Here is an 11,354-nt window from a genome sequence, read left to right on the forward strand (position 1 = left end):
GGGGTGCATGCATGCCGACAGCGACATCCGACGTTTACGATTACATCGTCAGGGAACTGGCGCCGTCCGATCATGAGCCGGACGAAGCTCCGATCACCATCGTCTGCGAACCGCTGTGTGTTACCGATGGGTCGAGTTCCCGCCGCAAGATATTCATGCGGCTGAAGGCAGGTACCACCGCTGAAGAAGCCCGGGCCATGGCGAGCACGCTGCAGGCCAGGGTCAAGGGGTTGTGCCATCTGGAGGTTTCGGGCGACGAAGCCGGATGAAGGCGAAAGGCGCACTGCCGACCTTGTGGCTCCCAGCGGCGGAAGGCAGTCGAGGGCATGACGGCGGGTCACTGGCGCCGGAAATCCGATCTGTTGAAGGAAGCGGGCATGGCGCAGGTTGAGCAGCTCGAACTCGACGCGAATCGCGACCAACTGGCTGCGGACGTGAGAGGGCTTGTCGAAAAGTACAGAACGATTTTCGCGTGGGATGTACCCGAGGTCGATCTGGCGCTGACGGACCGCCTCATCCTGGCGGCCATCCGGCAGGCGCTGGACGGCATCGAGATGACATCGTCCGGCCCGTCATCACGCTGAGCGCGCCAATCGCCACCGTTCGGCCTGTTGTCTGGGTGACGAGTCATTCTCGCGAGGGACGCGCGCCGGCCCTGGCAAGCGCCGTTTCACGGACTTCGGCATCGCACGGCTCGAAAAGCGCACGCTCGCGCGCCGGCATGCCGAACGGCATGGGGGTCTTCGGCGGCCGCTCCATCGTGCACCGGCGGATTCAGTGCTGCAGGAGTCGCCGTCGCCACGACTGACGAAGCAGGTCGGCGTGGGCGCCCGTCATCACGGAACATGCCCAGCCCGCGTGTCCGCGGGATGAGGGGTGCTGCAGCCATCCGGCAGGCGCCTTGTGGCACGCGAATCAAGCTGACTTGCATACGGGATGTCAGGCCCGTCCTCCCGGGGCTGCGCGTTCTTACCCCGCATTCCTGGTCGCCCGCGCGAACTGCGCTACAGTCCGGCCCGGTCGTCATGCCTTGTCTGCGGGAGTCAAACGTGAAATTTCTATTGGCAGCGCTGGTGCTGCTGGCTGTTCTGGTGTTCTGGTTGTGGACGCCCGACCGCCCGCTGGCCGAACTCGAAGCGCGCTATCTGGCGGCACCCGGCGACATGCTGGAAGTGGCCGGCACCCGGCTGCATGTGCGCGACAGCGGCCCGAAGGACGCGCCGGCGCTGATCATGCTGCACGGCTTCGGCGCCAGCCTGCACACCTGGGAGCCGTGGGCGCACTCGCTGGAGGGCGACTACCGTGTGATCCGTTTCGACCTGCCGGGCAGCGGGCTGAGTCCGCCCGATGCGACTGGCGACTACACCGACGCGCGCAGCATGCAGATCGTGGCGGCGCTGATGGACCGCCTCGGCGTCGTGCACGCGACGCTGATCGGCCATTCGATGGGCGGGCGCATCGCCTGGACCTTCGCCGCGACGCAGCCGGCGCGCGTCGACAATCTGGTGCTGCTGTCGCCCGACGGATTCGCCAGCCCCGGTTTCGAATATGACAAGGCGCCGGAGGTGCCGGCGCTGATGTCACTGATGCGCCACTGCCTGCCGCGCTTCATGCTGAAGATGAGTCTGGAGCCGGCGTATGCCGACAAGACGGTGCTGACCGACGCGATGACCGATCGCTACCATGACCTGATGCTCGCGCCCGGCAGCCGCGACGCGATGATGCAGCGCATGGCGCAGATGAAACTGGTCGATCCGGTGCCGTTGCTCAAGCGCATCACCGCGCCGACGCTGCTCGTGTGGGGCGAGCAGGACGCGATGATTCCTGTCGCCAACGCAGCTGACTACAAGGCGGCCATCGCCAATGCCACCGTGGTGACCTTGCCGGACGTCGGCCACCTGCCGCACGAAGAAGCGCCGGCGCGCGCGCTCGAACCGGTGCGCGCCTTCCTGAAGCGCTGAGCGCGCGGTGCAATTCGCCCGGTTTTCTGCGGGAGCGGCGGCGGTTTTGTGGGAGCGGCGGCCTGTGTGGAGGTGGGCGCGGTGTCCGGTGTGGGAGCGGCGGCCTCGCCGCGATCAGTGCCGCGACCATCGTTGTGCAGAGTGCCTATCGCGGCGAGGCCGCCGCTCCCACAAGGACAGCTCCCACAGGCCGGCCCCACAGTCGCGTCCCTGCCTCAACCGCGGTGCGGGTCCGGAACCACGCGGTCGAGCACCTTGGCCGATGCGATCACGCCGGGCACACCGGCACCGGGGTGGGTGCCGGCGCCGACCAGATACAGGTTGTCCACTTCTTCGCTCTGGTTGTGCGGCCGGAACCAGGCGCTCTGCGTCAGCACGGGTTCCAGGCTGAAGGCCGCGCCATTGATGGAATTCAGCTTGTCCTGGAAATCCTGTGGCGTGAGCATCATCGACGTGACGATTTCATCCGCCAGCCCGGGCAGGATGGAGTCGCTCAGGTATTTCTCGATCGCCTTGCGATAGGGCTCGGCCTTTTCGTGCCAGTCGGTGCCGCTGCCCAGATGCGGCACCGGCGACAGCACGTAGAAGGCGTCGCAGCCGTCCGGCGCCAGTGAAGTGTCGGTTTTCGTCGGCCGGTGCAGATAGAGGCTGAAGTCGTCGGCCACCACCTTGTTGCGGAAGATGTCGGTCAGCAGGCCTTCGTAGCNAAGTGTCGGTTTTCGTCGGCCGGTGCAGATAGAGGCTGAAGTCGTCGGCCACCACCTTGTTGCGGAAGATGTCGGTCAGCAGGCCTTCGTAGCGCGGGCCGAGCAGGATGGTGTGGTGCTGCACGTCCGGGTACTGGCGGCGCGTGCCGAAGTACCACACGAACAGGCTCATCGAATACTTCGACTTCTCGAGGCGCCGGTTGGTCCAGCGCCGGCGGTGTTCCGGCGCCACCAGTTTGCGGTAGGTCCAGGCCGCATCGGCATTCGACACCACGACGTCGGCCGCGATGACCTCGCCCGATGCGAGCGTCACGCTGCGCGCGCGGCGATTTGTCACGTCGATCGACGCGACTTCGGCATTCATGCGCACCGTGCCGCCCTGGCCTTCGATCAGCCCGACCATGCCCTTGACGATCCGGCCGGTGCCGCCCATCGCGAAATGCACGCCCCAGCGTCGCTCCAGATGCGAAATGAGGCACAGGATGGAGGTGGTCGTGAACGGATTGCCGCCGATCAGCAGCGGGTGAAAGCTCAGCACCGTGCGGATGCGTTCGTCCTTCACATAGCTGGCGACCATCCCGTAGACCGTACGGTAGCTCTTCAGCCGGACCAGTTCGGGCGCGATCTTCAGCATCGTCGTCCAGTCGGCGAACGAAATGTCGACCAACTCGGTGAAGCCGACATCGAAGATGGCTTCGGCCTGCTTCATGAAACGTTCGTAGCCGTCGACATCATCAGGTGCAAAGCGGGCGATCTCGCGCCGCATCGCTTCCGGGTCGCCGGAATAGTCGAGGTGCTCACCGTCATCGAAGCGGATGCGGTAGAAGGGCGCGACCGGCCGCAGGTCGACGTCGTCGGAAAATGTCTTGCCGCACAGCGCCCACAGCTCTTCCAGCAGGAAGGGCGCGGTGACGATGGTCGGCCCGCCGTCGAAGGTGAAGCCGTCCTGCCGGTATACATAGGCGCGACCGCCGGGCGCATCGAGTTTTTCGAGCACGGTGACGCGGTAGCCGCGGGCGCCGAGACGAATCGCCGCGGCGAGGCCGCCGAAACCGGCGCCGATGACGAGGGCGTGCGGTCGGTCGAAGTCAGGGGGGGAGGTCATGGAAGCGGTCATTCGGGCAGGTCAGTCTGGCAAGGTCACTGGAACGAAGTCGGTTCAGGGTTGCAGCGGATGAAATCATTGCATGGGGTCGGCACGCGATTGACCGTCCGGGGCAACAAAAGCTCCGCCCGGGCAGCCGGCAGCGTACAGACGCGGCATTCAGCGCGCACGGCCGAGGTCGGCGACCAGCCGCTCCGCGGCGCGACGCCCGGACAGCAGGGCCATCGGAATGCCCGGGCCGGGGTGCACCGAGCCGCCGGCCAGATACAGGCCCGCAATGGCGCTGGCCGAGCCGGGCCGCGCGAAGCTGCCCATCGAACCATGGTTGGCGCGGCCGTACAGTGCGCCGCCGGTGGCCGGAAACAGCTGGTTGAATCCGTGCGGTGTCGTGGTGACCGCGTCCATCGACGCGCGGTCGATGTCGAGCCCGCAGCGGCGCATCAAGTCGAAGGCGTTGCCGGCCATCCGGGAGATCTCGGCGTCGCCGAAAGGCCGCGTGTCGCCGTCGGCGGGTGCATTGATCAGCACCAGCAGGCGTTCGCGATCGAGCGCCGCCGCCGCACCCTCAGGGGTATCGGCGCGATCCTGCGCGCACACATAGACGGTCGGCGCATCGACAATGCTGCGCCGCTGGAACACCGCGGCGAATTCGTCCGGATAGTTTTCGGCGAAGAACACATTGTGATGATGCAGCGGAAAGCCCCGCGTGCGGCCATGAATGCACCAGGTGATCGCCGACAGCGAGCGCTCCGCCGGCTTGATGACGGGGGCGGCCGGCTGCACGGCCGACCCGAGCAGGCCGGTCGCCAGCGCCGACACGTCGCCGTTGAACACCACGCGTTCGCAGTCGATGACTTCGCCGCCGGCCAGCCGCACCCCGGCGACCCGACCGCCGTGCACGACGATTTCCTCCACCTGGCAGTCGAAGCGGAAGCGCGCGCCGTGCCGCTCGGCCAGCGCCTGCAGCGCGTCGGCCACGCGGCGCATGCCGCCCTCGACGATCCACACGCCGTCCTGTTCGACATGCGCGATGAGCATCAAGGTGGCCGGTGCGCGCAGCGGTGACGAACCGACATAGGTGGCGTAACGGCCGAACAGCTGACGCAGGCGAGGGTCGCGAAAGTACCGGCCGAGCGCGCCCCACAGCGTGCTCATCGGCTGGGTGCGCCACAGCGCGCCGAGGTGGGCGAGACCGACGCGTTGCGTGAGCTCGATCGCCGACGGCCGCTGACCATCGATGAACGGGCCGCGCAGCGTCTGGTAGATCTCGCGGCTGCGCGCACAGAAGGCGCGGTAGCCGGCGGCATCGTGTGCGCCGGCGAAGTCGCCGATCGCCTCGACGCTGCGTTCGATGTCGGCAAACAGGTCGAGCCGGCCGCCTTCCCGCCAGGCGTGGCGCGCCAGCACCGAGGTCGTGTGCAAGGTGAGTGCGTCGGTCAGCGAGGCGCCTGCGTCGGCGAACAATGACTCGAAGGCCCAGCGCATCGTGAATACGGTCGGGCCGCCGTCGATGGCAGCGCTGCCCACCTTCACCTCGCGCATCTTGCCGCCGGGTGCGGGGGCGCGTTCGAGCAGCTGCACGTCGAGCCCGCGACGCGCCAGATCGACCGCGGCCGACAGTCCGCCCATGCCGGCGCCGATGACAACCACCCGTTCAGACGCCACGCCCGCCCTTCACGCGCGGTGCCCGGCCGGCAGCGCGGCGCGCGGACGCGCCAGCTTGCGCCACTGATACAGGATGATGGCCAGCCCTACCGTCAGCGGAATCGCCCACAGCACCGGGTGCAGCGCCAGCGTCGGGAAGGTCCGTACCGCGCCGAAGGCGAAGAAGGCCGTGTAGACCGAAATGCCGGCGCCGACCAGAGCCTTGATGTGTTCGCGCAGCCAGTCGTTGGCCGCTGGCTGGCGCTTGTACAGGAACCACAGATTGGTGCCTACCGTCGCCCAGCCGATCAATGACACACCCAGCATCAGCGGTTGACCGATCAGCAGACCCTGCACGGCGCAGTTCGTGGCGGTGATGAAGGTCGCGGCCTGCAGGCCGAGATTCACCGATTCCCGGTTGGCCGCGTGGTCGCGCCGGTTGCGGATGCACTGCCAGCCGTACCAGGTCAGATTCAGCGTCAGTGTGGCCAGTGCCAGCATCATCCAGCCGAAGATCGCCCGCACCAGCGCCGGGTCGCGGAAATCGGCGTGTTCGGTCAGATGCGGGTGGGTCGATACCGGGTCGGCCAGCGTGCACAGACTGATGCCGATCGCCGCCGTGCCGGTCAGCAGCATGGTCACCGTGAACACCTTGCCCACGGTGCGGTGCGCGGCGCCACCCTTCTTCGCGAACACCGGCACCCAGAACGCGAGCAGGCCGGTCGCGCCGGTCACGATGTGACTGGCGACGAAGAGGTGGAACAGCTCGGACACGGACATTGTTGCGCGCTCGACAGGTCTGCCAAAGGTGAGGGGCGAGGGGCCCACACGTCGACCCAAGCGGTTGCTTGAATCATTGACACTTCGCACTGTAACCTCGCGCGGACAGATTCGGTATCGTGCAGTGCGGCAAGCCGGATCCGGGCCCGGCACCTATACTCGGGCCGCAACGCGGTACGCGCCGCCCGTCCGTCCGCCGTCTGCACGGCCGGACAGACCGACCGACACAGCGACGCACCCCGCAACAGACACAGCACAACGCACACGGACAGCGGCCGAAGTGACAGCATTTCCTGCGGGCATCGATGCGAGCCCGACCTACATTCCGCCGCGCCCGCAGGCGCTGTCGCCCATCATTTCGCTGTTCCGGCTGATCGCGCAGGGTGATGGCGACCTCCTGAGTCTGCTGCCGGCCGACGCCTACCGCGTGCCGGTCGGCCATCTGGGCTATTCGCGGCGGCAGATACTGATCGTCAATGATCCGCAGCTCTATCGCAGCATCCTGACCGATCCGACCGACATCTATCCGAAGAATGACCTGATGGTGGGCGCGCTCGAACCGCTGGTCGGCAACTCGATCTTCGTGTCGTCCGGCGACACCTGGCGCAAGCAGCGCCGCATGATCGATCCGGCCTTTTCGCACATGCGGCTCGGCCAGGCCTTTCCGTCGATGGCGGCCGGCGTCGATGCGTACGAGGCCAAGCTGCGCGAGCATGCACTGACCGGCGAAGCCTTTTCGCTCGATCTGGCGATGAGCCACCTGACGGCCGACATCATCTGCCGCACGGTGTTTTCGACTTCGTTCGATACGAAGGCGTCGCGCGAGGTGTTCGACGCGTTCACGCTGTTCGAGCGCAGCGTGGCCCAGGTCGAGTGGAAGCGGCTCATTTTCGATCCGGCGTGGAAACGCGTCGATCAGCGCCCGGACGTCGAAGCCGCCTGCCACATCATCCGCGAGCGGCTGGGTGAGCTGGTCGATACCCACCTGACCGGGCCGATCACGCGCTGGAACGACATCGCCGCCGAAATGGTGAATGCGGAAGATCCTGAAACCGGCGACCATTTCGACCGCAAGGAGCTGATCGACCAGCTGGGGGTCATGTTCCTCGCCGGCCACGAAACCACGGCCAGCGTGCTGACCTGGGTGTTCTTCATCCTGAGTTCGCAGCACGACACGGTGGCGCGCATGCGCGCCGAGGTGGATGCGGTGGTGGGCGAGGGCGACATCGGCTTCGAGCACATCCGCCGGCTCACCTTCACGCGCAACGTGTTCCGCGAAACCATGCGGCTGTACCCGCCGATCACCTTCATTCCGCGCGTGGCGGCCGAGGCGACGCAGATAGGCAAATACCGGGTGAAGCGGGGCGCGATGATCATGATTTCGCCGTGGACCATCCACCGCAACGAGAATTACTGGCGCAACGCCCACCACTTCGATCCCGACCGCTTCAGCACAGAACGCGAGCACGAACTGGTGCCCGGCGCCTATCTGCCATTCGGGCTCGGACCGCGCGTGTGCGTCGGCGCCGCCTTCGCGACCACCGAAGCGACGCTGATCCTGGCGCGCCTGGTACGCCATTTCGATTTCAGCGCGCTCGACGCCGATGCGGTGCGCCCGGTGGCGCGCCTGACCACTCGGCCGAAGCACCAGATCATGTGCCGCGTGCGTCTGCGCGAGCGGGCCGGCACATGAAACCGGTCGTGCTGATCACGCTCGGCCGCCTGCCCAAGGGGCTGGATCTGGCACGCAGCTTTCACCGGCTGGGCTGGCGCGTCATCGTGGCCGAACCGTTCAGATGGCATCTGAGCGCGATGTCGAATGCGGTCGCTCGGCGCTACACGGTCACCGCGCCGGCGCTCAGCCGCGAGCGCTATCTGGACGAGTTGCGCGGCATCGTGCTCAAGGAAGGCGTCGACCTGGTCGTGCCGGTGTCGGAAGAAATCATGCACGCCAGCCATCTGGCCGGTCGGCTGCCGGTCGGTGTGCAGCTGTATGCCATGCCGCCCGAGGTGCTGATGCCGCTGCACGACAAGCTGCAGTTCATCGGCCGCTGCCGCGATTACGGTGTGGCTGCGCCGGCCACCTGCGCGCTGGGCACGCCGGGCGCGGTCGATCTGGCGCAGGCGGGCGATCACATCGTGAAGCCGGTCTATTCGTGCTCCGGTCGCGGCGTGCTGTTCCGCCGGCAGGGCGATGCGCTGCCCGAGGCCACGCCCGGTCAGCCGGCCATCGTGCAGCGCTGGGTCAAGGGCAATGTGCTGAGCACCTTTTCGATCGCTGCCGCCGGCCAGCCGCTGGTGACCGTGGTATATCGCGGCGCGGTCATGTCGGGCACCGTGTCCGTGTGCTTCGAGCGCGTCACCGAAGCCGACCCGCAGCACCGGCCGGTCATCGACTGGGTCAGCCGGTTCATCGCCGCAGCGGGCTTCACCGGCTTCATTTCCTTCGACCTGGTGGTGGATGCCGACGGCCAGGCACACGGCATCGAGTGCAATCCGCGCGCCACCAGCGGCCTGCATTTCGTCGATCCGGACGACCTGGCGCGCGCCGTGGTGGCGCCGGACGGGGTGTTGGCAGGGACGCAGCCGGTACGGTTCCGCCGGCAGGTGCTGATGCAGCAGTTCTACCCCTGTCTGACCGAAGTGCAGAAGTCGATGTTCAGCCCGAAGGCCTTCGGACCGGACTTCAGGCGCAACCTGTCGCGCTTCCTGCGCGCGCGCGACGTGACCTGGCGCTGGCGCGATCCGCTGCCCTTCATCACGATGCCGCTGACCGCGTCGCAGATCATCTGGCTGTCGATCCGCAGCGGTGCGACCTTCGGCGAAGTCGCCACGCTCGACGTCGGGCTGTATGCGCCGGACGAGACGACGGCGACATCCGGAACCCTGCCGGACACGCCAGCAGGGACCGCCCCGGGACCCTCGTCCGGCCCCACTTCGCCTTCCGCAGTGTCCTGAGTGCGCTGGACAGCCCTCAGGTGTCACTCTAAAGTGACACGCCGCGACGCAGGCGCGTCATTCAATCCGGGTGCGCGCAGCGCGCGGCCCTGAACCGAGGTTTGTCGATGTCACAACCCTTCCCGTTCTCGGCCATCGTCGGCCAGGACGAAATGAAACTGGCCATCCTGGTTGCCACCGTCGATGCGTCCATCGGCGGCGTGCTGGTATTCGGCGACCGCGGGACCGGCAAGTCGACCGCGGTGCGTGCGCTGGCCGCACTGCTGCCGAAGATGCGCGCGGTCGTCGGCTGCCCCTATCAGTGCGATCCGGCCGACGGTGCGTCGTGCTGTGCGCAGTGCACGGCCGGCAAGGCCACGCTGAAGACCCACCTCGTTCCGGTGCCGGTGGTCGACATGCCGCTCGGCGCGACCGAAGACCGGGTGGTCGGTGCGCTCGATCTCGAACGCGCGCTGACTCGCGGTGAAAAGGCCTTCGAGCCCGGCCTGCTGGCGCGTGCCAACCGCGGCTTTCTGTACATCGACGAAGTGAATCTGCTGGAAGACCATCTGGTTGACCTGCTGATCGACGTTGCCGCGTCGGGCGAAAATCTGGTCGAGCGCGAAGGCCTGAGCGTGCGCCATCCGGCGCGCTTCGTCATCGTCGGCAGCGGCAATCCGGAAGAGGGCGAATTGCGTCCGCAGCTGCTCGACCGCTTCGGCCTGTCGGTCGAGGTGACGACGCCGACCGACCTGCCGACCCGGGTCGAGGTGGTGCGCCGGCGCGATGCGTACGAGCGTGACCGCGATGCCTTCGTCGCGCACTGGAAGAAGCACGACGACAAGCTGCGCAAGAAGATCGTCGCGGCGCGCGAACACCTGCCCGGCGTGAAGGTGCCCGACGGTGTGGTCGAGCAGGCCGCCCGCCTGTGCATGGCGCTGGGCACCGACGGCCTGCGCGGCGAACTGACGCTGATCCGTGCCGCCCGCGCGCTGGCCGCTTTCGAGGGCGACGACGCGGTGAGCGACGCCCATCTGCGCCGCATCGCGCCACCTGCGCTGCGCCACCGCCTGCGCCGCGATCCGCTGGACGATGCCGGTTCCGGCGCGCGTGTCGATCGCGCGGTGGAAGATCTGTTTGGACAATAGCGCCGCATCCGGCGCCGAGCGGGCAACGGTCGTCGATGACGCCTGGCTGCGCGCCGCGCTGGCCTGCGCGCTGTGCGCGGTCGATCCTGTCGGCACCGGCGGCGTGCGCCTGCACGCCCAGGCCGGACCGGTGCGCGACGCCTGGCTCGTGCAGTTGCGCGACATGCTGCCGCCCGGCACGCCGATGCGCCGCGTGCCGTTCAATGTCACCGACGGCCGCCTGCTCGGCGGGCTGGACCTCACCGCCACGTTGCGCGCCGGCCGCCCGGTGGCCGAGCGCGGCCTGCTGGTCGAGGCGCATGGCGGTTTCGTGCTGCTGGCGATGGCGGAACGCCTGCCGCCCGGCACCGCCGCCCGCGTCACCGCGGTGATGGACGCCGGCGAAGTGGCGCTGGCGCGTGACGGCATTGCGCTCACCAGCGCGGCGGCATTTGCCGTGATTGCGCTTGACGAAGGGCTGGAGGACGAGCCGCTGTCGACGGCGCTGTGCGACCGCCTGGCCTTCCACCTCGATCTGGACGGTTTGCGCGCGCAGACCTGCACCCCGCTGCCGGTGAGCGCCGCCGACATCGAACGGGCGCGCGCCCGTCTGCCAGTGGTCGACGTGCCGCCCGGTGCTACCGAGGCGCTGGCGGCGACGGCCCTTGCGCTCGGCGTTTCGTCGATGCGCGCACTGCTGCAGTCGGTCCGGGTGGCGCGCGCCGCCGCGGCGCTCGACGGCCGCGATGCGGTGGCCGAAGACGACGTGACGCTGGCCGCCCAGCTCGTTCTGGCACCGCGTGCCACGCAGTTTCCGACCACCGAAACGCCGCCCGAGCAGGCCGATGCCCCGCCGCCGGAGCCGGAGGATACGCCCCCCGAAGACACGCCGCCGCCCGAACCCGAAGCCGGGCATGACGCGTCGGACAGCGACGCGCAGCCGCCGGACGACCGGCCGCTGGACGATGTGGTGCTGCAAGCCGCACAGGCGGCAATTCCCCCCGGCTTGCTGGCGCGTCTGCAGGCGGCGGCCGGGCGTCTGCCGCGTGCGCGCAGCGCCGGACGGGCCGGCGCGCTGCGCGCCGGTGGCCTG

General features: G+C 68.1%; 10 protein-coding genes and 1 pseudogene. 7 read left to right on the plus strand and 4 right to left on the minus strand.

Annotated elements, in window-relative coordinates; translation table 11 throughout:
• Nucleotides 1–11 precede the first annotated feature (11 nt).
• The 3 genes from NMQ16_RS17590 to NMQ16_RS17600 all read left to right on the plus strand — a co-directional run bounded on the left by NMQ16_RS17590 (nt 12) and on the right by NMQ16_RS17600 (nt 1,961).
• Entirely contained in the window at nt 12–269 is a 258-nt protein-coding gene (locus tag NMQ16_RS17590) for a hypothetical protein (RefSeq protein ID WP_257082262.1), read from the plus strand.
• 57 nt (nt 270–326) lie between these two features.
• Nucleotides 327–584, plus strand: coding sequence for a hypothetical protein (locus tag NMQ16_RS17595; protein WP_257082263.1), 258 nt, complete (start codon nt 327–329; stop codon nt 582–584).
• A gap of 465 nt (nt 585–1,049) precedes the next feature.
• Nucleotides 1,050–1,961 carry an alpha/beta fold hydrolase gene (locus NMQ16_RS17600; protein WP_257082264.1) on the plus strand — a complete coding sequence of 304 codons (912 nt, stop codon included), beginning with the start codon at nt 1,050–1,052 and terminating at the stop codon, nt 1,959–1,961.
• Between the two features lie 215 nt (nt 1,962–2,176).
• Here NMQ16_RS17600 and NMQ16_RS17605 read toward each other — a convergent pair whose 3' ends face one another.
• The 4 genes from NMQ16_RS17605 to NMQ16_RS17620 form a co-directional block, all read right to left on the minus strand.
• Nucleotides 2,177–2,410, minus strand: coding sequence for an FAD-dependent oxidoreductase (locus NMQ16_RS17605; protein ID WP_306441898.1), 234 nt, complete (start codon nt 2,408–2,410; stop codon nt 2,177–2,179).
• A gap of 13 nt (nt 2,411–2,423) precedes the next feature.
• A complete protein-coding gene (crtI, locus tag NMQ16_RS17610) occupies nt 2,424–3,773 on the minus strand; it encodes a phytoene desaturase family protein (RefSeq protein WP_257082265.1) in 1,350 nt (449 codons plus the stop codon).
• Nucleotides 3,774–3,932: 159 nt separating this feature from the next.
• Nucleotides 3,933–5,438 carry a 1-hydroxycarotenoid 3,4-desaturase CrtD gene (gene crtD / locus NMQ16_RS17615; protein ID WP_257082266.1) on the minus strand — a complete coding sequence of 502 codons (1,506 nt, stop codon included), beginning with the start codon at nt 5,436–5,438 and terminating at the stop codon, nt 3,933–3,935.
• Nucleotides 5,439–5,447: 9 nt separating this feature from the next.
• Nucleotides 5,448–6,197, minus strand: a complete 750-nt coding sequence (locus tag NMQ16_RS17620; protein WP_257082267.1) for a hypothetical protein — start codon at nt 6,195–6,197, stop codon at nt 5,448–5,450.
• Between the two features lie 280 nt (nt 6,198–6,477).
• Here NMQ16_RS17620 and NMQ16_RS17625 point away from each other — a divergent pair, with 280 nt between their 5' ends.
• From NMQ16_RS17625 to bchD, 4 genes and pseudogenes are all read left to right on the plus strand, one after another.
• Nucleotides 6,478–7,890 (plus strand): cytochrome P450, encoded by a 1,413-nt coding sequence (locus NMQ16_RS17625; protein ID WP_257082268.1) that lies wholly within the window; start codon nt 6,478–6,480, stop codon nt 7,888–7,890.
• On the plus strand, nt 7,887–9,155 hold the full coding sequence (locus NMQ16_RS17630; RefSeq protein WP_257082269.1) for an ATP-grasp domain-containing protein: 1,269 nt from the start codon (nt 7,887–7,889) through the stop codon (nt 9,153–9,155). Before NMQ16_RS17625 ends, NMQ16_RS17630 begins: the two co-directional genes overlap by 4 nt.
• Before the next feature lie 107 nt (nt 9,156–9,262).
• The gene (bchI, locus tag NMQ16_RS17635) at nt 9,263–10,282 is read left to right on the plus strand and encodes a magnesium chelatase ATPase subunit I (protein WP_257082270.1); all 1,020 of its coding nucleotides are present in this window, start codon (nt 9,263–9,265) and stop codon (nt 10,280–10,282) included.
• Nucleotides 10,272–11,354 (plus strand): annotated as a pseudogene (gene bchD / locus NMQ16_RS17640) (magnesium chelatase ATPase subunit D); the annotation flags it as partial. The gene bchI and the pseudogene bchD, both read left to right, overlap by 11 nt.

This window comes from Methyloversatilis sp. XJ19-49 (genome assembly GCF_024580145.1).
Lineage (GTDB): Bacteria > Pseudomonadota > Gammaproteobacteria > Burkholderiales > Rhodocyclaceae > Methyloversatilis.